A 22,637-nucleotide genomic window follows, 5' to 3' on the forward strand; every position below is an offset into this window, starting at 1 on the left:
CCGCAAGTTGCTTAGGAATGGCAGCTTCGTGCAGCCTTGATGCTTGAAGCCGCCCGTCGACTTCCGGCCCAACTCCCGCCCCTCCCCCACCCCCTTGCATCCCAACTTCGCATCTGACAGCCTTGATCCCACACGAAAAAGGGGACCCGATCATGTTGCTGCTGCTCTCGCTCATCGCGCATCTGCCGGTTCAGGAGCTCAAGGCGCCGGCCGATCCGGTCGCCGCGGTCGAGGGGCGCTGGATCGGGCAGTGGGACGATGCCGAGGTCGAGATCAAGCAGGGTGTGGCGAAGCTGGTGAAGGCGCCCGCATCGATGCCATGGATGGTGCCGGGCACGGTGCTGGCGCGGCTCAACAATGCCGGCAAGAGCGAGGGGCGGATCCATCGCTTCACTGGCTCGACCTGCATAGAATTCGGCGCATCGAAGGTCGCCAGCGGCTGGACCTATATTCCCTGCGGCACGGTCGGCGCGCATCTCACCACGTCGGTTACCACCTACGAGTTGCATCTGCCGCTGCTGTCGCTCCAGCGGGCGCGAAAATAGGACGTTAGCGGCGGCGGCGGGGGGGGGCCGGCCGGCGGATCAGGCCAGCGCGGCGACCGCGGCGGTCCAGGCGCCGATTTCCGCGTCGTGCCGCGCCGTCACTTCCAGCCCGCTGCCGTCGGTGTCGATCTCGCCTTCCCATTCGAACGTCGCATTGCCGGTGATCGTCACCTGGGCGTCGGCGGCGGCGCTGCCGCGGACCAGTCCGCCCTTGTTGAAGATCGTCACTTCGCGGTCCCAGGGCACGCGCCCGCTCGATGCCGCGGCGAATATCGACGCCGCCATGGCGCTGCCGCAGGCGTTGGTCAGGCCCACTCCGCGCTCGAACGTGCGCACGAACAGATCCTCGCCGCGCGTCTCGACGAACGAGACGTTGGCGCGCTCGGGCAGCAGAGGCGGGGCGGCTTCGCACCAGCGGCCGAGGGCGACGAGTTCCGCTTCGTCGACTTCGCCGACGAAGGCGATCAGATGCGGGTTGGGGAGCGAGACCGCTGTGAAATCGCGGTCGCTGGGCAGGCCGCTGAGCGGGCCCGTCGCGGCGATGCCCATGGCCGCGCGCGCGGTGGTGCGCACGCTGTAGACGCCCGCGGCGATCGGTGCGCCACGCGAGACCTCGGCGCTGCTGGTCTTGAGCCGCACCCGCGCCGCCTCGACTCCCAGCGCCTCAAACCCCGCCCGCGCCACGCAACGCAACCCGTTGAGACAAGTCTCCGCCTCCGACCCATCCGAATTAAACATCCGCATCCCAAAAAAATTCTCTCTATCCCCTTGTAAAAGAAGGAGAATTCCATCGCCACCCACTGGCCCCTCGCGATCAGCAAGCAGGCGCGCAATCGCTGCCCATTCGGCATCGCTCAAGGCGATCCCGCGCGCATCGATCAGCGGGAAATCGTTTCCCGAACCGTGGCATTTGGTGAAGGCGATCCGCATCGCCGCGGGCTCTAGCTCTTCTTGCCGCCATTTCCAACGCGCGGTGCCGCTTCTGCAAGCACCGGACCGCCCATTGCCGCAACCAGCGATTTATCCCGCGCAAGAATGTCAGCAAAGCTGGGCCGCGCATGGATCGCTTGGGCCCAAGCGGCGGTACGCGGCCAACGCGCGCCGTCGATGCCGACACCGATGCAGCCCAAGGTGGCGATCGGGCTGGCGACGGCGATGTCCGCAAGCGTGATGCGGTCCTCGACCAGGAAGCCGCTCGCTGGGATCGTGCCCTCCAGATAGTCGAAGATCGGTGGAAGAAGGTCGCGTTCGGCGGCGTCTGCTGCTTCGTGGTCTGCTTCCTGCTTCAGCACCCGCGGCCGGACGAAGCGGTTGCCGAAGATTGCACCGCCGGCGGCCATCATCAGCGTGTCCGCCAACTCGTCATACCAGATTGTGCGTGCACGTTTGCGCGGGTCGGCGGGAATCAGTTCGGGCTCGGGAAACTTGGCTTCAAGATACGTCACGATCGCCGTCGAATCGGAAATCATGAAGTCGCCATCCTTGAAGCCCGGCATTTTGCGAAACGGGCTCGCTGCCTCGAATTCGGGGCCGCCACGCCCCATGCCCGCCGGGCGTAGCTCGATCTCGAGCCCCTTTTCCGCGGCGAAGGCCATGACCTTGCGAACGTACGGCGACAGTGTTGATCCAAAAACAATCACTTAGCCTCTCCCCTGAACCCTGTTCCGCGCGACAGCGCTGTGCAGCTGTGCCATGGAGCGCGCGATGGAATGGACATTCCTTCTCGCACTCGTCGTCGCGGCGGCCTTTTTTGTGGTTTCGCGGCGCATCCGGTTTCTGGAGCAAGAGCTTCGGAGTGTCGAATCCATGCTTGCCCAGCTCGATCACCGGATAGGCTATGAGCCCGCGGCACGGCTCGAAAAACCCGCCGCGCCGCTCCCGCCCCCCCCGCCCGCAGCCATGGCTGAGCTACCTACTCCACCCGAGGATCCCGCTCCCGCCGAACCGCGCATCAGCCTCGAAAACCTGATCGGCGGACGCCTGCCGATCTGGATCGGCGGCGCGGCGCTTGTGCTCGCTGGCTTTTTCCTCGTCCGCTATTCGATCGAGAGCGGGCTGCTCGGCCCCTCCGCCCGCACGCTCCTTGCCGCGCTCTTCGCGATCGCATTGATCGCCGCCAGCGAAGCCGCCCGGCGCCTACCTGCGCTCGCCGAAGATCCGCGCGTTGCCCAGGCTCTCGCGGGCGCAGGCGTCGCCAGCCTCTATGCTACGCTCTATCTCGCCGCCGCGCTCTATCACCTGATCGCGCCGCTGCCCGCTTTCTTCGCCGTGCTGCTGGTCACCACCGCCGCGCTGGCTCTGTCGTTGCGCCACGGCCCGCCCACTGCCGTGATGGCGCTCGCCGGCGGATTCATGGCGCCGCTCGTCGCTGGGTTCGATGCCGCCGGAATCGGACCGCTACTGGTCTATCTCGCGCTTCTCGTCGCAGCGCTGTTTGGCCTCGCCGTGCATCGCGGCTGGGGCTGGCTGGCGCTCGCCGCCAGCATCGCCGGGTTCGGTTGGGTCAATTTCCTGATCTTCGCGCATAGCGGGCAGATCGGCGACCTCTCTGCAGTCGGCGCCTTCACCATGCTGCTTGCCGCGGGATCGAGCGCCGCGCTCCCCGCCACCGGCCTCACCAATCCATGGCTGCGGCTGGCGCCGTTGATAGCCGGCTTCGTCGAGCTCGTGGCGCTGGCGCCCGCGCTCGATTTCGGCCCGCTCGCCTGGAGCTTCTATCTGGTGCTCGCGGCTGCCACGCTGTTCCTCGCCTGGCGCGATTCGATCTATCTCCCCGCCGCCCCGGCATCGGCCGGGCTGCTGCTCGTGCTCGAGGCGCTGGCCTTGCTCCAACCCGAGACCCGCGCCACCCCGCTCGCCGCCATCGCCGCAACCCTGCTGTTTGCAATCCCGGGCCACTTGCTGGCGATGCGGGCGCGCAGTTGGTCCGCGATCGCCTTGCTGGGCACTGCGGGTCCGCTGCTGGTCGCGCATGCTACCGCGCCTTCGCTGCTTGCCGATTGGAGCTGGGGCATGCTCGAAATCGGTGCCGCGGCGGCCGCCGCCACCCTCGCATGGCGCGGCCGCAGCATCGAGGACAATCCCCCGCTCGTTGCGGCGACGGCGCTTGCCGGATTCCTCGCCGCATTGGGGATGGGGCAGTTCGTCCCGCTGGACTGGCTCGCTCTACCGCTCGTGCTGGTCATGGCCGGGCTCGCCGCCTGGGCGCGCTTCGCCCGCGAGCCGACGCTGTTCGAACTTCCCGCTTACCCCTTCACGGCCGCATTGGTCGCCGCCGCACTCCCGCTCGCGCAATTCGCCAACCTCATCCTTTCGTCGCTGACCGGCGAGCCGCTGCCCTATCGCCTGCTCCCTGACATGGGCGAAGTCCTCCGCCTGCTCGCCGTCCCGACAATCCTGGCGCTGCTGCTGCTCGCTGATCCGCGCCAATATGCCCGCGTACGCCGCTTCATCGCCGCGATTGCCGTGACCGCCGCGATCCTCCTGGTCTACGCGCTCGCCAAGCAGCCGCTCGCCATTGCCACGCCCGAGCGCTTCCTCAGCCTCGGCTTTATCGAGCGCGCCGCGCTGACCCAGCTATGCTTCGCCGCCGGCTGGCTGCTCCTCCGCCGGACGCGCCTTCATGCGCTGGGCAAAGCGCTGCTGATTCTCGGCGTCGCCCGCTTGCTGTGGTTCGATCTGCTGCTGCTCAATCCGGCGATCCAGCCCCAGTCGGTCGGCAGCATCCCCTTACTCAATGCCGCCACGGTTCATGCCGCGCTCGCCGCTGCCTGGCTTTGGACGCTCGCCCCGACTCGCAGCGCGCGCGCCGCAGCCGCGCTATTCACTCTGGTCGCCGTTATCGCCACGATCCGCCAGGCCGCGCATGGCGCCATCCTCACCGGCCCCATCGGCACTGCCGAGAATACCGGCTATTCGGCCGCCCTGCTCGGCGTCTCGCTGTTCTGGCTGTGGCGCGGCATCACGGCCTCGAAGCACGATCTGCGTGTCGCCGGCCTCGCCTTGCTGACGCTGGTGACTTTCAAGGTCTTCCTGATCGACGCCGCCGCACTCGATGGCGTGCTGCGCATCCTGTCTTTCCTGGGGCTAGGCATCGCGCTGATTGGCATCGGCTGGGCGTACAACCGGTTCCTGGGCAAGAAGGCGGCGGCAATCTAGCCTCGCTCAGGCCCGAACTGCTGCTCGAATGGCCGCTTGCACCGCCCCGCCTTGTACGCGCCGTCGAGCGCCTTCCAGTCCTGTTCGACACGATTGTACAATGCCCTGGCATCTGCTCGCGTAAAGCCCGCCGTGCCCAGGACGCGTCCGTCATAGGATATGGTAAAGGTCAGCGGTGCGGACATGGATCCGCTTTTGAGCGCATCGATGAACGGCCCCCTGCTCTCATAACCGGCTGAGCGTAGCATTTCGATAGCGCGCGACAAGCGGCGGGAAGGTCCGGCTTTAAGCCTCAGAAGATCCCCAGAAACTTCTTCCGCTGCTCCTTCCGCTCCGCGCCTGAGCGCTTGCCGCTTTCCGACTTGGCAGTCGTCCCGCGACCGACATCGTCGCGAGCCTGGCCCTTGCTCGTCCGCTGCCCGCGGGCCGAGGCGCCCGCAAGGACCGGGCCGCAATCGGCAGCCTTGGCATCGCCGACATCCACGAACGCGATCACTGCAGCCAGCGGGCTGGCGACGAGGCCAAGCCCGAGCCCGGCGCCCGCGCGGGCGATCAGCTCCGGACTGATCACGCTGATGCTCGGCTGCGAGAAATAGCCGCCAATGCCCACCGGCGATTGCCCGGCGAACAAACTGAACTTCTTGCTGTCCGCGCGGAAGGACAGGTCCAGCGTCTCGTTCTTGAAGCTGAATCCGCCACGGCCGAGCATGACATTCTTCTGCGTGTCGATCAGGATCGGATCCGCCGCGGCGACGCCGTTGCGGACGGTGAAGCCGATCAGCCCGCAATTGATCTGCACTGGCTCCTTCAATTTATTCTCGAACATCTTCTGGACGAAGGTGCCGATATCCAATTCGGAGAGCTGGATGTTCTGCGTCCAGAACGAGCCCTTGGGCAGGATCACTGCGATGCGGCCATTCGAATTGGCCAGCGAATCGCGAACGCTGTTGCCGGTGCCGGTCATCTGCACCCGTGCTTTGAGAGTGCCACTCGTGCCCGATTCCTCGACGCCAAAGCCTGCCAGCAGCACGCCCATCGGGGTGGGCGAGAGCCGGATGTCATATTCGGTGAAGACCGGCTCGCGCCGCGCATTGATGCTGATTTCCGAATTGACCGTGCCGCGCGCCAGGCTGAAATTGAGCGGGTCGAGCTTGAGCAGGCGATCGTCCAGCGTCAGCCCCAGCCGTATGTTGGAGACCGGCAGGCTCTCGGCGCGGACATTGCGTACCCGCCAGTCGACCTTAGCATCGAAATTCTTGAGCGCTTCCACGCGCAGCGGCGCATCGGGCAGGATCCGCGGGGCTCCGCCGACGCGCTGGACGATGCCGGCCTTGCCTGCGGCCGCCTGGCTCGGACTATAGCCGATAAATGGCCCGGCATCGACGATATCAAGCGTCCGCGTTGCCAGATCGGCGGTGAGCATCATCCGCGGTTCGGTCATCGCCACGGTCAGCTTGCCGGAAAGATCGCTCGCTCCGAACCGCCCCTTGAGCCCAGTGAAGCGCCATTCCAGATCGTGCTTGGTAACCGCGGATTGCAGCCGGTAATTGCGCGTGTCGGGAACCGCAATCCCCGCCAGCGCGAAGACGTCGGCCAGGTTCTGCCCGCGCATATCCATCTGCAGGTCAGCGCCTTCGATCTCGGTCGCGCCCGCCAGCGTTCCCGAAACGTCGATCTGCGTGCGCACCGCCTCTGCATGCAGCTTGAGCTGGTTTCGTCCTCCGGTCACCGTTGCATTGGGAGTCAGCAGCGCGCCATTCATCACGAAGCGCGTGCCGCGCACCGTGCCGTTGCCGTCGAACCCGATCGAGCTGGCGAATTGCGTGTCTCGGGCCTCGACCGTGTGCACGCGGATCCCGGCCGCGATCTGCATGCGCGGGTCGATGTAGCGGATCATCGTGCCCTGGACGAGCGCGCGGCGGACCGCGGGAAGCTCGAGCGGCTCGCCCTTCTCCTCGCTGAAGGTCCAGGTGTTGCGCTTGCCGTCTTTGTCCCATTGCAAGTCGACGCGCCCGTCCTGCAGCCCCAGCCAATTGAACCGGTATTTGCTGGTCACCAGGCTCCAGGTCGAGATGCGGCTGTCGATCCGCTTGGCCTCGAAGAAATTGCCGCGCCCGGCCCATTCGGGATTCGAGACGCTCAGCCCTTCGGCGACGAACTTGACGTTGAACGGCGCGAAATAGAGCTGGAAATCGCCCGCCACCTTCACGTCACGGTTGGTCTGCCCCGCGACGATGCGTTCGAATGTGTGCTTGAGGAAGCGCCCCTTGGTGACGAACAGGATCGCCCAGGCGAGCACGATGAGCCCGAGTATCGTGGTAAGCGTCGCGATCGTGGATGCCAGCGGCGTGCCGAGCGTGCGCGCGGGTCTGGGGGTAACGATTTCCTCGGCCATCGCGTTTTAAAGCGCTTGGGCCCAAGGGGTTCCCCGACTCAGGTTGCATCGCAGCGGAGTCTTGGCTATGCGCCCCGCTTTCCTCGATCACTTCAGGAACACGCCCGGCCATCAAGGGCTGCCGCGGCTGTTCGCACGATCGAGATCATAAGGAGACCAAAATGCCCAAGCTCAAGACCAAGAGCGGTGTGAAGAAGCGCTTCAAGTTCACCGCGACTGGCAAGATCAAGCACGGCGTCGCCGGCAAGCGCCACCGTCTGATCAGCCACAATGCCAAATATATCCGCCAGAATCGCGGCACTTCCGTGCTCGCCGATGCCGATGTCGCACGCGTTGTCGCGTGGGCACCGTACGGCTTGAAGTAAGGGAGGCCTGACAAATGGCACGAGTGAAACGCGGTGTAACCACCAAGGCGAAGCACAAGCGGATTCTGGAACAGGCGAAGGGCTATTATGGCCGTCGCAAGAACACCATCCGCATCGCCCGCCAGGCCGTCGAAAAGGCCGGCCAGTACGCCTATCGCGATCGCAAGGTTAAGAAGCGCACGTTCCGTGGGCTTTGGATCCAGCGCATCAACGCCGGTGTTCGCGCCGAGGGCCTGACCTATTCGCAGTTCATGCACGGGCTCAAGCTGGCCGGCATCGAACTCGACCGGAAGGTTTTGGCCGACATCGCAATGCACGAGGGTGAAGCGTTTACCGCCATCATCGCGCAGGCGAAGGCGGCTCTGCCCCAGGCCGCCTGAGGCGACCTGTAGCGACTGGAAACAAGGGGCGTCGGTGGCAACACCGGCGCCCCTTTTCGCTGGAAAGCACTGCATGACCCGACTGCACGCCATGACCGACCACGACTTCGCCTGGCTGCTGGGTAAGACCGAGCGCGGCGATTCGCTAACGTTGTGCGAGGGTGGCATTGGACCAAACGAAGTGACGGCGATGCTGCGCGGGATCAGTGCTGGGATCGCAGCCGAAACCGACCAGCCGGTCGCGTGGATGATCGTCGAGGACGGACAGGTCGTCGGCATGACGAGCTTCACGCGGGCGCGCGACGATGGCCGCTACGACATCGGCTACGGCATGGCACCGGCGTATCAAGGCCGGGGCATCATGTCCGCGGCGCTGGCCGAATTGGTGCGAATCGCGCCGCTGCACGGCCATAACCGCTTGACCGCCGAGACCAGCGTGGACAATCCGGGATCGCAGCGCGTGCTGGAGAAGAACGGGTTCGTCGCCACCGGCACCCGCGACGATCCGGAAGACGGCGCGCTGATCACCTGGGCGATCGACTTACCTCCGACCAAGAGTGCCGCATGACTGACCTTGAACAACTTCGCGTAGACCTGCTCGGCGCAATCGACGCGGCGGCCGGGCTCGACGCCATCGAGGCGCTGCGCGTCCATGCGCTCGGCAAGCAGGGCGCCGTTACCGGCCTGCTCAAGACGCTGGGCGGGATGTCGCCGGACGAGCGGCAAGAAGTCGGCCCGCGCATCCATGCCCTGCGCGAAGCGGTCACCGAGGCGCTGGCCACGCGCAAGGCGTCGCTCGAGCGGCTGGCGCTGGATGCCAGGCTGGCGAGCGAGACGCTCGACATGACGCTTCCGGTCAATTCGACGCCCCCCGGCTCGGTCCATCCGGTCAGCCAGGTGATGGACGAGCTGGCGGAGATCTTCGCCGATCTCGGCTTCGCGGTCGCGACCGGCCCGGAGATCGAGGACGACTGGCACAATTTCACGGCGCTCAACATTCCCGAGACGCACCCCGCGCGGGCGATGCACGATACCTTCTATCTCGCCGGCGAGCACGAGCAGCCGATGGTCCTGCGCACGCATACCTCGCCGGTGCAGATCCGGGCGATGAAGGCGGCGGGGGGCGACAAGCCGATCCGCATCATCGCGCCCGGCCGCACGTATCGCTCCGACAGCGACGCGACCCATACCCCGATGTTCCACCAGGTTGAAGGCCTGGTCATCGACAAGGGAATTACCCTCGGCCACCTTAAATGGACGTTGGAGACCTTCCTCAAGGCGTTCTTCGAGCGCGACGATATCGTGCTGCGCCTGCGCCCCAGCTACTTCCCCTTCACCGAGCCTTCGGCCGAAGTCGATGTCGGCTTCTCGATCGTCAACGGCAAGCGCGTCATCGGCGGCGCGGAAGGCTGGATGGAAGTGCTGGGCAGCGGCATGGTCCACCGCAAGGTGATAGAGGCGGGGGGCTATGATCCCGACGAGTGGCAGGGCTTCGCCTTCGGCTGCGGCATCGATCGGCTGGCGATGCTCAAATACGGCATGGACGATCTGCGCGCCTTTTTCGACGGCGATATGCGCTGGCTCAAGCATTACGGCTTCTCGGCGCTCGACGTGCCCACTTTGAGCGGGGGAGTAGGCGCATGAAGTTCACCCTGGGCTGGCTCAAGGAGCATCTCGAAACCACCGCCACCCTCGATCAAGTGACCGACGCGCTGACTCGCGTCGGTCTCGAAGTCGAAGGCGTCGAGAATCCCGGCGATAAGCTGACCGGCTTCCGCGTCGCCAAGGTGCTGACTGCCGAACGCCATCCGCAGGCCGACAAGCTGCAGGTGCTGACTGTCGACATGGGCGCGGGCGATCCGCTCACCGTCGTCTGCGGCGCGCCCAATGCCCGCGCAGGGCTGGTCGGCGTGCTCGGGCTTCCCGGCGCAGTCGTCCCCGCCAACGGCATGCAGCTCAAGGTCGCGGCCGTGCGCGGCGTCGAATCCAACGGCATGATGTGCTCGACGCGTGAGCTCGAGCTCGGCGACGATCATGAGGGGATCATCGAGCTTCCTGCCGATGCGCCCATCGGCTGCGACTATGCCGATTATGCCGACCTCAACGATCCGGTCATCGACGTGTCGATCACCCCGAACCGCCAGGACTGCATGGGCGTGCGCGGCATCGCCCGCGATCTCGCCGCCGCGGGTCTCGGCACGCTCAAGCCGCTCGCTACCGCCTATAGGATGACCTCCACCGATCCCGTCGCCGGCACTGCCCCGGCGCCCGAGGTTCGCATCGAAGATCCTGAGGGCTGCCCGGCTTTCTATGCGCAGGCGGTGTCCGGCGTGACCAACGGCGCTTCGCCGCCCTGGATGGCGCGGCTGCTGACTGCGATCGGCCAGAAGCCGATCTCGGCGCTGGTCGACATCACCAATTTCGTCTCGATCGATCTCGGCCGGCCGCTGCACGTCTATGACCGCCTTAAGCTCAGCGGCGGCCTCGTCGCCCGCAAGGCCAAGGATGGCGAGCAGGTCGTAGCTCTCAACGGCAAGACCTATACGCTCGATGCGACGATGACGGTCATCGCCGATGACAATGCCGTGCACGATATCGGCGGCGTCATGGGCGGCGAGCATTCGGGCTGTTCGGAGAGCACCACCGACGTATTGATCGAATGCGCCTATTTCGATCCCGATCATATCGCCCGCACCGGCCAGAAATTGATGCTGACCAGCGACGCCCGCACCCGTTTCGAGCGCGGCGTCGACCCTGCGTTTCTCGATACCGGCCTGTCGATCGCAACGCAGCTGGTGCTCGGGCTTTGCGGCGGCACGCCTAGCGCCGTGACTCGTGCGGGCGAAGCGCCCGTTCCGAACAAGGTCATCGCCTATGATCCGGCGCTCGCCGAGACGCTGGGTGGCCTCGCCGTGGCCGAGGACGAGCAGAGGACAATTCTCGAAAGCCTCGGCTTCACGCTCTCGGATTGGCAAGTCACCGTCCCCAGCTGGCGCCGCGACGTCGATGGCGCGCCCGATCTGGTCGAGGAAGTCATCCGTATCCACGGCATCGACCACGTCCCCTCGACGCCGCTGCCGCGTATCCCCGGCGTCGCCCGCCCCACTGCCACGCCCGAGCAAAAGCTCGAGCGCAAGCTCCGCCGCACCGCTGCCGCGCGGGGGCTGCACGAAGCCGTTACTTGGAGCTTCATTTCCGAAGCCGAAGCCTCCCCCTTTGGCGGCGGGGCATGGAGCCTCGCCAATCCGATCAGCGAGGACATGAAGGTCATGCGGCCTTCGCTGCTTCCCGGCCTGCTCGCTGCGGCCGAACGCAACCTCAAGCGCGGCGCCTCCACCGTCCGCGTCTTCGAACTCGGCCGCCGCTATCTCGCCGACAAGGAGCGTCTGACGCTCGGCGTGATCCTCGCCGGTTCGCGCGCTGCGCGCGGCTGGCAGGGCGGCAAGGCGCAGGACTTCACTGCGTTCGACGCCAAGGCCGAAGCCCTCGCGCTGCTCGAAGCCGCGGGTGCCCCGATCGCCAATCTCCAGGTCATGGGCGAAGCGGGCCAAGTCTATCACCCCGGCCAGTCCGCCACGCTCCGTCTCGGCCCCAAGACCGTCCTCGCGGCCTTTGGCATGGTCCATCCCAGCGTTCTCAAGGCCTTCGATCTCGATGGTGATGTCGCCGCGGTCGAACTCTATCTCGACGCGCTGCCCCCGAAGAAGGGCGGAACAGGCTTCATGCGCATGGCCTACACCCCGCCCGCGCTGCAGGCTGTCACGCGTGACTTCGCCTTCCTCGTTCCCGCCGGCCTTGCGGCAAGCGATCTCGTCCGCGCCGTCAAGGGCGCCGACAAGGCAATGATCACGGACGCCCGCTTGTTCGACCTGTTCACCGGCACCGGCGTGCCGGAGGGCCAGAAGTCGCTGGGCGTGGAGGTCATGCTCCAACCCGGCGAAAAGAGCTTCACCGACGAGGAGATCAAGGCGCTGGCCGACAAGGTAATCGCCGCAGCTGCGAAGCTTGGGGCGACACTGAGAGGCTGAACAACAATCGTCACCCCGGCTTCCGCCGGGATGACGAAAATGGAGGAATCGAAATGGCCACCGCACTCATCACCGGCGCGACCTCCGGGATTGGCGAGGCCGCCGCGCGCGCGTTCGTCGGGGCCGGCTGGCATGTCATCGGCACCGGCCGCCGCGCCGATCGGCTCGCCGCGCTCTCCGCCGAACTGGGCGAGCGTTTCCACGCCGCCGAATTCGACGTGCGCGACGAAGCAGCCCGCGACGCCGCGCTCGATGCCCTGCCCGCCGCGTTCCGCGACATCGACCTGCTCATCAACAATGCCGGCCTCGCCCTCGGCCTAGAGCCCGCGCACAAGGCCAAGCTGTCCAACTGGACGACGATGATCGACACCAACATCACGGCGTTGGTCTCGATCACCCACAAGCTGTTGCCCCAGATCGTCGAGCGCGAAGGCGCGATCATCAACCTCTCTTCAGTCGCTGCGACCTACCCCTATCCCGGCGGCAATGTGTATGCGGCGAGCAAGGCCTTTGTCCGCCAGTTCAGCCTCGACCTGCGCGCCGATCTTCACGGCACTGGCGTCCGTGTCACGTCGATCGAACCGGGCATGGCCGAAACCGAATTCACTCTCGTGCGCACCGGCAGCCAGGAAAGCTCGGACAAGCTCTATGGCGGCGTCAATCCGATGACCGGCGAGGACATTGCCGAGACGCTCCTTTGGGTCGCCACCCTCCCCCCGCACCTCAATATCAACAGCCTCGAGCTGATGCCGGTCAATCAGAGCTGGCAGGGCTTCGCGATCCACCGCGAGGGCTAAGCGGTCGCGGCGACCCAGCGCGCGACCAGATCGGCAATTGCGCCAGCTTTGGCTTCGAGCTCGGCCATGTTGCGCAAAGTCACCACGCCGCGATCGGGCGCGCGCCAAACGGCGAGCTCGGCGGGGTCGTCGAACGCGAACCCGTCGCGCCTCACTGTAACGCCGCGGTGCAGGATCACGCGAACGTCGCCGCGCGGCCCGAAATTGAGCGTCACGCGGTCGTCGCCATTCACGGCGAAGCTCGGCGCGTTCCATTTCACATGCTCGCGCAACTCCGGTACCGTTGCTGCGATCGTTTCGCGCAGCCGCTCGGCCAGCGCGCGCTGCGCCGGCCCCAGTCTCGCCAGTGTCGCTTCCACCATTAGCCTACCTCGTCACATTGCGCGAAAGCCGGTATCGCGCCGGCAGACGAGCAGGGAAAGCAACATGATTCATATCGCCTCCGAGCGGCTGACCGCCAGCATCAATCCGTTCGGTGCCGAGCTTTCGTCGCTCCGTGAGCCGGGACAGGGGGAACTTATGACCGATGCGGATCCGGCCTTCTGGTCAGGCCGCGCGCCCTTGCTGTTTCCGATCGTCGGGCGGCTGATGGACGACAAATACCGGCTTGGCAGCGAGGAATATTCTCTGCCCCAGCATGGCTTCGCGCGTCGCCAGATGTTCGAGTGCATCGAGCAGGCTGCGAATCGCGTCGTGTTCCGCCTTGGGGATAATGACGAGACGCGCACCGTCTATCCCTTCGCCTTCACGCTCGACGCCGCCTTCACGCTGACCGGCGCGACGCTGGCGACCGACGTCACTGTCACCAACACCGGCGACGCTGACATGCCCGCCAGCTTCGGCTTCCACCCCGCCTTCGCCTGGCCCCTGCCATTCGGACGCGGCAAGGGCGATCATGTCATCGAGTTCGAGAAAGACGAGCCCGACGAATTGTCCGCGATCGTGCTTGGTGGCTGGATGGACCAGGGCGGCTGGCCGAGTCCGCTGGAGGGCCGCACGCTGGCGCTGAGTGACGGGCTGTTCGAACGCGATGCCCTGGTCTGGGAGAAGCTGAAGAGCCGCCATGTGTCCTATCACTCGCGCACCGGGCGTTCGCTCGACATCGCCTTCGACGCGGACACCTTGGGCATCTGGACCAAGCCCGGCGCAAGCTTCGTGTGCATCGAGCCGTGGCACGGCATTGCCGATCCACACGGCTTTACCGGCGAGATCTGGGACAAGCCGGGGATCCTCCGCTTCGCACCCGGCGAATCGCGGATTTTTAGTATGCAGGTAACTCTGGCAGCATGCAGGTGACGTTGGCGGGTTGAGCCGCTAGAGCGCCGCGATGCCGATTGCCAACGACCGCCGCACCTTCGCGATCATCTCGCACCCCGATGCGGGCAAGACCACGCTTACCGAAAAGCTGCTGCTGTTCGGCGGCGCGATCCATCTTGCCGGCGAAGTGAAGGCGCGTGGGCAGGCGCGGCGTGCCCGCTCGGACTGGATGAAGATCGAGCAGCAGCGCGGAATCTCGGTCACCTCCTCGGTGATGACCTTCGAACGCGAGGGCATCACGTTCAACCTGCTTGATACCCCAGGCCATGAAGACTTCAGCGAAGACACGTATCGCACGCTGACCGCCGTCGATTCCGCGGTGATGGTGATCGATGTCGCCAAGGGTATCGAGAGCCAGACGCGCAAGCTGTTCGAAGTGTGCCGCCTGCGCTCGGTGCCGATCATCACCTTCGTCAACAAGGTCGATCGCGAGGGCCGCCCGATCTTCGAGATCCTCGACGAGATCGCCAATCTGCTGGCACTGGACGTGACGCCGATGACCTGGCCGGTGGGCATGGGCGGCGAGTTTGAGGGGATTTACGATCTGGTCAACCACCGCCTGCTGCTGCCCGAGGGCGGCAGCCGCGAATTCCAGGGCAAGGTAGTTCAGACGACCGGCCTCGACGATCCCCAACTCGACGAGATCCTTTCGCCCGCAGCTGCGGCGCGGCTGCGTGAGGAGATCGAGCTCGCCGGCATCGGCTATCCCGAGTTCGACGCCGAGGCCTACCGCAACGGCGACCTTACGCCGGTCTATTTCGGATCGGCGCTCAAGGAATTTGGCGTCGATTCGCTGATCGATGCCCTTGCGCTGCATGCGCCGCCGCCGCACGCGCTTCCCGCCGAACCCGCCCCCGTCTCGCCCGACGAGCCGCAGGTCACCGGCTTCGTGTTCAAGGTCCAGGCGAACATGGATCCCAATCACCGCGATCGCATCGCCTTCATGCGGCTGGTCTCGGGCACCTTCAAACGCGGCATGAAGCTCACCCCCACCGGGCATGGCAAACCGATCGCGATTCACTCGCCGATCCTGTTCTTCGCCCGCGAGCGCGAACTCGCGGACGAAGCCTTCCCCGGCGATATCATCGGCATTCCCAATCACGGCGTGCTGCGCGTCGGCGATACGCTCAGCGAAAAGGCCGATGTCCGTTTCACCGGGCTGCCGAATTTCGCGCCGGAGATCCTGCGCCGCGTCCAGCTCAAGGACCCGACCAAGACCAAGCAGCTGCGCAAGGCGCTGGACGACATGGCCGAAGAGGGCGTCACCCAGGTCTTTTATCCCGAGATCGGATCGAACTGGATCATCGGCGTCGTCGGCCAACTCCAGCTCGAAGTGCTGCTCAGCCGGCTGGACGCGGAATATAAGGTTGCCGCCGGCCTCGAGCAGGCGCCGTTCGAGACCGCGCGCTGGATCTCGGCGGAGGACCCTGCCGAACTCAAGGCGTTCACCGATCTCAACCGCGGCGCGATGGCCAAGGATCGTGACGGCAACCCCGTCTTCATGGCCAAGTCTGCCTGGGAAGTCGGCTATATCGCCGATCGCTATTCCAAGGTGAAGTTCGCCGCGACGCGCGAGCGCTAATCGACCCAGTCACGCTTGAGGAAGCGGCTGGCGAACAGCATCAGCAACCCCGCCACCAGATACAGGCACAGGCCCGCGGCGATCGCGTAGCGCAGCGCATCGGCCGCGCCATAGGCCGGGGTCAGATGCTTGGAAAGCGATCCGATCACCCAGCTGCCCAGCCCCAGCCCGATCAGATTGTTGATCAGCAGGAAGCTCGCCGAAGCCGTCGCGCGCATGTGCGCGGGCACGAGATGCTGGACGGCGGTGAGCACCGGGCCCAGCCAGACATAGACCAAGGCCTGGGGGATCACGAACAAGGCGAATGCCGCCATCCAGGTCCCGGAAAGCACGCCGGCGATGAACAAGGGCGTCCCCGCGACATAGCAGATCGCCGGCGCCAGCGCGTACCATTTGCGGTCGCGCTTGCCCATCCGGTCGCCGAGCCAGCCGCCGAGCAATATCCCCGCGACTCCGCCGCTGAGCAGCAAGGCACCGAAGAATTGCCCGACCTGCTGGAGATCGAGCCCGAAGCTGCGCATGATCATGCTCGGCAACCAGAAGGCGACACCATAGCCGCACATCGATCCCGCCGCCGCACCGAAGGCAAGCAGCCAGAAGCTCGGCTTGGCTGCGAGGATGCCGAAGACGTGCCAGATCGGCACCTGCCCCGCTGCGCGTTCACGCGGCGGATCGCGGACGATGAGCTTGAAGGGGATCGCCACAACCAGCCCGAGCAGGCCAACGACGACGAACGCCGTCCGCCACTCGACATTCTGCGCGATATAGCCGCCGAGCAGCGCGCCGCCCGCCGAGCCCAGCGGAATCCCGAGCGAATAGATGGAAAGCGCGCGCGCCCGCCGTTCGGCCGGATAGGCATCGCTGATCAGCGCATAGCTTGGCGCCACCCCGCCCGCTTCGCCGACGCCGACGCCCAGCCGGAACAGGAACATCTGCGTGAAATTCTGCGCCGCGCCGCACAAAGCCGTGAAGCCGCTCCACACCGCCAGCGAGATGGTGATCACCCAGGAGCGATTGGTCTTGTCGGCCAGCAAGGCGAAGGGGATCGCCAGCGTCGAATAGAGCACGGCGAATGCCAGTCCGCCCAGCATGCCCAATTGCGCATCGTCGAGCCCGAGATCGGCCTTCACCGGCTGGGCGAGGATGCTGAGTATCTGCCGATCAAGGAAATTGAAGATGTAGACGAGCAGCAACATCGCCAGGACGAGGCCGTTCGATGCTATCCGCGTCGGAGTAGAGGTGGATTCGGTCATCATTATTCCTCGCAGAACAGCGGCTCGGAGGGAAAGCCCTCCCCCGTTGACGGGGGAGGGTTGGGTGGGGGTGACCTCTCCGCGAGCGATTCCGCTTGAGGAGAGATCACCCTCGCCCTCCCACCGCTTCGCGGCGGGCCCCTCCCTCTCCCATCAAGGGAGAGGGGAGCAAGAAAAAGCCGGACGTCATCGACGCCCGGCTTGAAAGTTGGTGCGCGGGAGAAGCTCTTAAAACTTGATCGTTGCCGTGCCGAAGATCTGGCGCGGATTGCCGTAATAGGCAGTCAGCACGCCCTCGGTGCCCAGCGTCGAGACATAGGCGCCGGCCGGAGTGCGCAGGAAATCGCCCGTATCGGGGTTCTGCGCGAGGAAGTTGTAGCCGGCGACGATGTAACGCTTGTTGCCCAGATTACGGCCGTGGATGCCGAAGGAGAGCATGTCGTTGACGTTCCACACCAGGTTCGCGTCGAACAAGGTGTAGCTCGGCTGGTCGAGCATCGGCGTGCGCAGCTCGAACTGCTGCGAAGCACCGCGATACGCAGCCGTGCCGCTGACGGTCAGGGAGCCTTCGCCGATCTGCGCGGTATAGCCGAGCGTCGCGCTCGCGGTCCAATCCGGGGTGTTCTGGATCTTGCGGCGATTGGCCACATTGAGCCCGCGGCTGTCGATAAACGTCAGATACTTGGCGTCCATATAGCCGACCGTCCAACCGAGGTTGAGCGAGCTGCCGTCGCCGCCCAGATCCTTGGCAAGCACGGCATTGCCTTCGAACTCGACGCCCTTGATCCGCGCCTTGCCGGCGTTGGTCGTGATGCCGATGAAGGTCTGGGTGCCGCCCACGGTGGTGCCGATCGAGCCGGGAACCTGGACGTCGGTATAGTCGGACTGGAATGCGGCCAGCGCGACGGTCAGCCGGCGATCGAGCACCGATGCCTTGTACCCGACCTCGTAGCTGGTGACGTTTTCGGGATCGAAGGCGAGGAAGTCATAGACCTGCTGGGCGTTGCACGCCCCGCCGGCGGTGGTGCGGCATGCAGTGGTTTGGCCGCGCGGATCGAACCCGCCGCCCTTGAAGCCCTTCGACCAGCTCGCATAGAGCGTATGGTCGGCACTCGGCTTGAAGCTGACCGAGGCGCGCGGCGTGAACTTGGCGAAATCGGCCTTGCCAGTGAAGTCCGACGTCGTCGCAAACAGCACGCCCGCGCCGTTGAAGAAGGGCGATCCGCCGCCAAGATACGTACGGCGCAGCACCGATGCATCGCGCCGGTCCCAGGTGTAGCGGCCGCCGGCCGACACGCTGAACATCTCATTGAAGTCATAAGTGAAGTCGCCGAACACTGCGACGGTGTCGGTCGCGACGTTGCCGAAGGTCAGCGCCGTCACGCCGCCGGGCAGACGCACGTCGAACACGGTGCGCGCCTTGGCGTCGAGATAATAGACGCCGAGCAGGCCCGAGAAGCCGCCCGTATCGATCAGGAACTGCGCTTCCTGGCTGAACTGCTCGTTATTGTAGAAAGCCGGCACATCGACCTGGACCGCGTTGAGCGCGTCGAAATCGATCGGCGTGGCGCTGTCGTCCTTGCGATAGCCGGTGATCGAGCGGAAGGTCAGCCAGTCGGTCGGTTTCAGTTCGAAGAAGCCGTTGATGCCCCATGCCTTCACGTTCTGCTTGGGATCGAGCAGATTGCCGCGCGAATCGAAGACGTTGGCGAGCACCGGTGTGCCGCTGACGATGCCCGGGATCAGGCGATGGCCGCCGCGGGTGTTGCTCTTGTCGCGAGTGTAATCACCCGAGATGCGGAAATAGGCTTCGTTCGAAGGCTCGAACTCGAGCGTGGCGCGGCCGGCCCAGATGTCCTTGTTATAGTTATCCTGGCCGGTGGTCAGATTGTCGCCAAAGCCGCCGCGCGAAAGGCGGGCGAAGGCCGCACCGACCTTGAACCCCGTATCGCCGATCGGCGCCGAACCGCTGACGACGAGATCGGCTTGATTGTAGCTGCCATAGGCGCCGCGCACCTTCATCGTCGGGCTGGATCCGATCCGGCGCGTGACATATTTGATCGCGCCGCCGATCGTGTTGCGGCCGTAAAGCGTGCCCTGCGGCCCACGCAGCACTTCGATGCGCTCGACGTCATAGATGTCGAGCACGGCGGCCTGCGGACGGTTGAGGTACACGTCGTCGAGATAGATGCCGACGCCCGCTTCGAAGCCGGCCACCGGATCCTGCTGGCCGACGCCGCGGATAAAGGCCGAAAGCGTCGAATTGGTGCCGCGCGATACTTCGAGCGAGACGTTGGGAGCCGATTGGGCGACGTCGGTGATGTCGATCGCGCCCTGCGCTTCGAGCTGCGCGCCGCTGATTGCAGTCACTGCGATCGGAACGTCGATCAGGCTCTCTTCGCGGCGGCGAGCCGTGACCACGACCAGGCCGTCGTCCTCGCTCGCGGCGGGATCCTGCGCTTCGGTAGTCTGCACGGCGGTGGCGGTGCTAGTGTCCTGCGCGAATGCGGGCGAGGCGGCGAGCCCGGCAAAGGCAGCCCCGGCGAACAATACGGTACGGATGGACGGATTATAGCGTGACATCAGGTCTTCCTCCCCAAGTGGCGAACCCGCTCTTTAAGGCGGGTTGTAAGCAATTGCCGGACGCTATACTGAAACCTGAACCGGGTTTCAACTTGGGAATGTTGGGGGAGAGATACGAATGGCGAGCGGGCGTGGCATGACGGCCACATCCCCCCCTTCCCGGGCAGGGCTATCCGGCACCGGCGAAGCCGCCAGCGCCGGCAAGGAACCGCGCACCGAGCGGGGCCGCCGAACGCTGCGCGCGATCCTCGATGCGGCAGCGGAGGAATTTGGCGAGAAGGGCTTTCACGAAGGCTCGATCAGCGGGATTACACGCCGGGCCGGTGTCGCGCTGGGCAGCTTCTACACCTATTTCGATTCGAAGGACGCAGTGTTCCGCGCACTCGTTCGCGACATGAGCGAGCAAGTGAAGGAGCATGTCGGCCCGGCGATCCGCGCCGCACAGGGCCAAATCGAAGCCGAACGCGCCGGGCTCCTGCACTTCATCAAGTTCGCCCGCAGCCACAAGGAAATCTACCGGATCATCGACGAAGCCGAATTCGTCGACCCCGAGAGCTTCCGCATGCATTACGCGACCACCGCCGAGCGCATCCATGCCCGCCTCAACGCGGCTGCCGAGCGCGGCGAAGTCCGCGGCGACATTTCCGAAATCCACGCCTGGGCGATCATGGGAATGAACGTGTTCCTGGGGCTGCGCTACAGCGTCTGGGCCGACGACACCGATCCCGAGCAGATTGCCGACACCATCGCCTCGATGCTGGCGCGGGGCATCGGGGTCTAGCTTCTATATCGTCACCCGGGACTTGTTCCAGGGTCCAGCGTGCTGCACGGGAAAGACAATAGGCTCAAGCATAGCCGGGGGCCGCGTGCTGGCCCCCGGAACAGGTCCGGGGTGACAGTGGAACGTCAAGTAGCGCCCCTTCACCAGACCCTCGCCATGATCGCCGCCGCGATGCAGGACGCACGCGACGATTGGTGGATCATCGGCAGCGCCGCGGTCGCGCTGCACGGCGCCTCCCCGATCCAGGTCCGCGATGTCGATATGTTGCTCACCGTCGCCGACGCCCGGCGCATCCTCCCCGGCCTCGGCGTGCCGCTGACGCCCGGCATCGCCGACCGCCGCTTCCGCTCGGACTTCTACTGCGCCTGGACCGCGCCGCCCGTCCCCGTCGACTTCATGGCCGGCTTCCACGTCTTTGGCGAGAAACTGGTCCCGGCCACCCGCGAAGCCATGAATGTCGCGGGTGCAGTGCTTTTCGTACCCGCGCGAGATGAGTTGATTGCCATGCTGCGGCACTTCGGAAGACCGAAGGACATAGAAAGAGCAAGGTTGCTCGAAGCTTAGCGGGCTGCGGCGAACGTGAACTATCCTCGGAACCCGAGCGAGACGAATAAGTCCATGACGCCTGGGTCTTCGCGCTTTGCCTGGGCCTTGTCTGCCGTTCCCCGCTTGTCGCCAAGCTTGAGCCGCGCCAGGCCGCGCCCGTAAATGGCTCGAGACGCAAAAGGATGACCGCTCGATTCCGGCTGCTTCAGCGCTTCGTCGAAATCCCGTCTCGCCCCGGCGAAATCGCCCAATTGAAGCCGCGCCATGCCTCGATTGATCAGGGAATGCGCCGGCCGCCCGGCTGCAACCGCCGCGTCGCAATAGGGCATCGCATGCGCGAGATCGATGCCGTGCGCGCTGCGCACCCAGCACGACACATTCGGCAGGCTCTGGTCCTCGGGATGCCGCGCTACATTGTCATCATAGTGTGCCAGCAGCGCCTGCGGGCGTCCCGCCGCCGCGTCGATGGTAACGCCGAGCTCATCGAGCAACCGCCCATCGGCAGGCCGAATGTCCCTGGTCTCGGCGAGAGCGGCCTTCAAGCGCGCAAGGGCGCCCGACTCCCTGACCACACGCTTCAAAGCAAGCCATGGCAGCCCGCAGGCCGCGTTTTGCCGAATCGAGATCTCGAGCTCGCCCAGGCTGGTTTGAGCGCCTCGCGGAAACGTACATGGCGCGTCCGTCACTGACGCGACCGCATCCTGGCCCGGGAGACCGGCAAAAAGCAGCAGCGCGATCACGGTCGAGATCATCCGGCCTATTCCTTCTTGGCGAGCGCATCCCGCAACCCGGCCAGCGCGCTGAACGGCCCCACTTCATCCTCGCCGACCACGCCCGCTTCCTTGAGCACCGCCGCCGCATTCGGACTGCGCGGAAACGGATCGAGCGACAGCAGCAGAGTCTCGGCGGCGGCCTCGCCCAGATCGATTGCGCTGCCGGTGTAGAACACCGTGTCGCATTCGTCTTCGCTCAGCTCGACCTCGTCCGGCAGTTCGGCATCGGGCTCGGGTAGGAAACGGATCGCAAAATCCTCTTCGACCTTCACCGGCAGCGGATCCCCGGTCACTGCACAGCTCTGCGTCACGCGCGCCGAAAGATGGCCCTGCGCGATCACGCCGCTCAGGTCGCGATGGATCGCGTAATCGGCGGTCAGCGAATCAAGCGCGGCCAGCCCGAAGCGCTTGGCGAGCGCCGTGCGCTCCTCGGCCTCGGCGCTGACCGTAACGCGATTCTCTCCGGCGCCGATCTGATCGAGGCGATGCGGGCGCGAAAACTCGGGCGCGGTCATGCCGGCAACTCCCCCGCGACGAAAATGTCGATCGGCGCGGCCGCGAATCGTGCGCGCAGCGCCAGCAATTCACGCTCGACATGCGCCAGCGCTGCTTCCTCGGGCGCCGCGCCGCGATAGAGGTTGCGCACCAGCGTCTCGCGGACCGAGCCTGCCGCCAGCCCGTCGCGATAGGCGCCGAGCCGCCCGCCGAGCATGCCCATCATCCGCCCGAGATGCTTGCCGACCACGATGTCGCCAATGCCGATTTCGCGGAGTTGGCCGTCCATATCCTCGATAAAGCATTCGGCGAGCGCCGTGCTCTGCGGCACGCCCGCAGGATCGCTTTCGAGCCGCAACATCACCATGGCGAGCACCGCGGCGATCATGTCGAAGCGTCCGTCGATCGTGTCCGGCACCGCGCCGGCCTGATACCAGTGCGGCGCGCGGCCAAGCGCCACCACCGCCTCGTACAGCGCAGGCGCAGTGCCGCGGTCCGGAGCCCCAAAGAGTCGTGCAAGCAGTCGCATGTGCGGGTTCGTTCCGTCGCTTAAGGGTCTGCGACCTTGTTTGGCCGCATTTTGAAGCATATTGAGGCTATGGTCGCGCGATGCAATGCGCGCTGCCTGCCATTGCCTTG

General features: G+C 65.5%; 22 protein-coding genes. 12 read left to right on the forward strand and 10 right to left on the reverse strand.

Annotated elements, in window-relative coordinates:
* Positions 1 to 152 precede the first annotated feature (152 nt).
* Positions 153 to 545 (forward strand): hypothetical protein, encoded by a 393-nt coding sequence (locus ACZZZM_RS01805; RefSeq protein ID WP_463593402.1) that lies wholly within the window; start codon positions 153 to 155, stop codon positions 543 to 545.
* Positions 546 to 584: 39 nt separating this feature from the next.
* On the opposite strand, the gene dapF is transcribed toward ACZZZM_RS01805, so the two are convergent.
* On the reverse strand, positions 585 to 1,475 hold the full coding sequence (dapF, locus tag ACZZZM_RS01810) for a diaminopimelate epimerase (RefSeq protein ID WP_463593403.1): 891 nt from the start codon (positions 1,473 to 1,475) through the stop codon (positions 585 to 587).
* Positions 1,476 to 1,486: 11 nt separating this feature from the next.
* On the reverse strand, positions 1,487 to 2,185 hold the full coding sequence (locus tag ACZZZM_RS01815) for a glutathione S-transferase family protein (RefSeq protein WP_463593404.1): 699 nt from the start codon (positions 2,183 to 2,185) through the stop codon (positions 1,487 to 1,489).
* A gap of 64 nt (positions 2,186 to 2,249) precedes the next feature.
* Here ACZZZM_RS01815 and ACZZZM_RS01820 point away from each other — a divergent pair, with 64 nt between their 5' ends.
* Positions 2,250 to 4,703 carry a DUF2339 domain-containing protein gene (locus ACZZZM_RS01820; protein ID WP_463593405.1) on the forward strand — a complete coding sequence of 818 codons (2,454 nt, stop codon included), beginning with the start codon at positions 2,250 to 2,252 and terminating at the stop codon, positions 4,701 to 4,703.
* On the opposite strand, the gene ACZZZM_RS01825 is transcribed toward ACZZZM_RS01820, so the two are convergent.
* Positions 4,700 to 4,888: a hypothetical protein gene (locus ACZZZM_RS01825; RefSeq protein WP_463593406.1), complete on the reverse strand. Its 189-nt coding sequence runs from the start codon at positions 4,886 to 4,888 to the stop codon at positions 4,700 to 4,702. The genes ACZZZM_RS01820 and ACZZZM_RS01825 overlap by 4 nt on opposite strands.
* A gap of 107 nt (positions 4,889 to 4,995) precedes the next feature.
* The gene (locus ACZZZM_RS01830; RefSeq protein WP_463593407.1) at positions 4,996 to 7,098 is read right to left on the reverse strand and encodes an AsmA family protein; all 2,103 of its coding nucleotides are present in this window, start codon (positions 7,096 to 7,098) and stop codon (positions 4,996 to 4,998) included.
* 161 nt (positions 7,099 to 7,259) lie between these two features.
* On the opposite strand from ACZZZM_RS01830, the gene rpmI reads away from it, so the two are divergent.
* The 6 genes from rpmI to ACZZZM_RS01860 all read left to right on the forward strand — a co-directional run bounded on the left by rpmI (position 7,260) and on the right by ACZZZM_RS01860 (position 12,668).
* Positions 7,260 to 7,463 carry a 50S ribosomal protein L35 gene (gene rpmI, locus ACZZZM_RS01835; protein ID WP_019369717.1) on the forward strand — a complete coding sequence of 68 codons (204 nt, stop codon included), beginning with the start codon at positions 7,260 to 7,262 and terminating at the stop codon, positions 7,461 to 7,463.
* A gap of 14 nt (positions 7,464 to 7,477) precedes the next feature.
* Positions 7,478 to 7,843 carry a 50S ribosomal protein L20 gene (rplT, locus tag ACZZZM_RS01840; protein WP_463593408.1) on the forward strand — a complete coding sequence of 122 codons (366 nt, stop codon included), beginning with the start codon at positions 7,478 to 7,480 and terminating at the stop codon, positions 7,841 to 7,843.
* Between the two features lie 91 nt (positions 7,844 to 7,934).
* The gene (locus tag ACZZZM_RS01845; RefSeq protein ID WP_463593409.1) at positions 7,935 to 8,411 is read left to right on the forward strand and encodes a GNAT family N-acetyltransferase; all 477 of its coding nucleotides are present in this window, start codon (positions 7,935 to 7,937) and stop codon (positions 8,409 to 8,411) included.
* On the forward strand, positions 8,408 to 9,487 hold the full coding sequence (gene pheS, locus ACZZZM_RS01850; RefSeq protein WP_463593410.1) for a phenylalanine--tRNA ligase subunit alpha: 1,080 nt from the start codon (positions 8,408 to 8,410) through the stop codon (positions 9,485 to 9,487). The genes ACZZZM_RS01845 and pheS overlap by 4 nt, the downstream gene beginning before the upstream one ends.
* Positions 9,484 to 11,871: a phenylalanine--tRNA ligase subunit beta gene (gene pheT / locus ACZZZM_RS01855; RefSeq protein WP_463593411.1), complete on the forward strand. Its 2,388-nt coding sequence runs from the start codon at positions 9,484 to 9,486 to the stop codon at positions 11,869 to 11,871. The genes pheS and pheT overlap by 4 nt, the downstream gene beginning before the upstream one ends.
* 53 nt (positions 11,872 to 11,924) lie before the next feature.
* Entirely contained in the window at positions 11,925 to 12,668 is a 744-nt protein-coding gene (locus ACZZZM_RS01860) for an SDR family NAD(P)-dependent oxidoreductase (protein ID WP_463593412.1), read from the forward strand.
* Here the strand turns inward: ACZZZM_RS01860 and ACZZZM_RS01865 are convergent.
* A complete protein-coding gene (locus ACZZZM_RS01865) occupies positions 12,665 to 13,030 on the reverse strand; it encodes a DUF1801 domain-containing protein (RefSeq protein WP_463593413.1) in 366 nt (121 codons plus the stop codon). The genes ACZZZM_RS01860 and ACZZZM_RS01865 overlap by 4 nt on opposite strands.
* 64 nt (positions 13,031 to 13,094) lie before the next feature.
* Here ACZZZM_RS01865 and ACZZZM_RS01870 point away from each other — a divergent pair, with 64 nt between their 5' ends.
* Together ACZZZM_RS01870 and ACZZZM_RS01875 are read left to right on the forward strand one after the other, a co-directional pair.
* Positions 13,095 to 13,964, forward strand: a complete 870-nt coding sequence (locus ACZZZM_RS01870; RefSeq protein WP_463593414.1) for an aldose 1-epimerase family protein — start codon at positions 13,095 to 13,097, stop codon at positions 13,962 to 13,964.
* Positions 13,965 to 13,995: 31 nt separating this feature from the next.
* On the forward strand, positions 13,996 to 15,567 hold the full coding sequence (locus tag ACZZZM_RS01875; protein ID WP_463593415.1) for a peptide chain release factor 3: 1,572 nt from the start codon (positions 13,996 to 13,998) through the stop codon (positions 15,565 to 15,567).
* Here the strand turns inward: ACZZZM_RS01875 and ACZZZM_RS01880 are convergent.
* A complete protein-coding gene (locus ACZZZM_RS01880) occupies positions 15,564 to 16,820 on the reverse strand; it encodes a spinster family MFS transporter (protein ID WP_463593416.1) in 1,257 nt (418 codons plus the stop codon). The two genes, ACZZZM_RS01875 and ACZZZM_RS01880, sit on opposite strands and share 4 nt — an antisense overlap.
* Before the next feature lie 228 nt (positions 16,821 to 17,048).
* Positions 17,049 to 19,403 carry a TonB-dependent receptor gene (locus ACZZZM_RS01885; RefSeq protein WP_463593417.1) on the reverse strand — a complete coding sequence of 785 codons (2,355 nt, stop codon included), beginning with the start codon at positions 19,401 to 19,403 and terminating at the stop codon, positions 17,049 to 17,051.
* Positions 19,404 to 19,539: 136 nt separating this feature from the next.
* Here ACZZZM_RS01885 and ACZZZM_RS01890 point away from each other — a divergent pair, with 136 nt between their 5' ends.
* Together ACZZZM_RS01890 and ACZZZM_RS01895 are read left to right on the forward strand one after the other, a co-directional pair.
* Positions 19,540 to 20,184, forward strand: coding sequence for a TetR/AcrR family transcriptional regulator (locus ACZZZM_RS01890; RefSeq protein WP_463593418.1), 645 nt, complete (start codon positions 19,540 to 19,542; stop codon positions 20,182 to 20,184).
* A 117-nt stretch (positions 20,185 to 20,301) separates the two neighbouring features.
* Positions 20,302 to 20,748, forward strand: a complete 447-nt coding sequence (locus tag ACZZZM_RS01895; protein WP_463593419.1) for a hypothetical protein — start codon at positions 20,302 to 20,304, stop codon at positions 20,746 to 20,748.
* Between the two features lie 20 nt (positions 20,749 to 20,768).
* On the opposite strand, the gene ACZZZM_RS01900 is transcribed toward ACZZZM_RS01895, so the two are convergent.
* Genes ACZZZM_RS01900 through ACZZZM_RS01910 form a run of 3 tightly spaced genes read right to left on the reverse strand, consistent with a single transcriptional unit; the run spans position 20,769 to position 22,527 of the window.
* Positions 20,769 to 21,482 (reverse strand): hypothetical protein, encoded by a 714-nt coding sequence (locus ACZZZM_RS01900; protein WP_463593420.1) that lies wholly within the window; start codon positions 21,480 to 21,482, stop codon positions 20,769 to 20,771.
* Between the two features lie 5 nt (positions 21,483 to 21,487).
* On the reverse strand, positions 21,488 to 22,018 hold the full coding sequence (locus ACZZZM_RS01905; protein WP_463593421.1) for a YceD family protein: 531 nt from the start codon (positions 22,016 to 22,018) through the stop codon (positions 21,488 to 21,490).
* The gene (locus tag ACZZZM_RS01910; protein ID WP_463593422.1) at positions 22,015 to 22,527 is read right to left on the reverse strand and encodes a ubiquinol-cytochrome C chaperone family protein; all 513 of its coding nucleotides are present in this window, start codon (positions 22,525 to 22,527) and stop codon (positions 22,015 to 22,017) included. The genes ACZZZM_RS01905 and ACZZZM_RS01910 overlap by 4 nt, the downstream gene beginning before the upstream one ends.
* Positions 22,528 to 22,637: the final 110 nt, after the last annotated feature.

Source organism: Sphingomonas sp. AC522 (assembly GCF_979258125.1).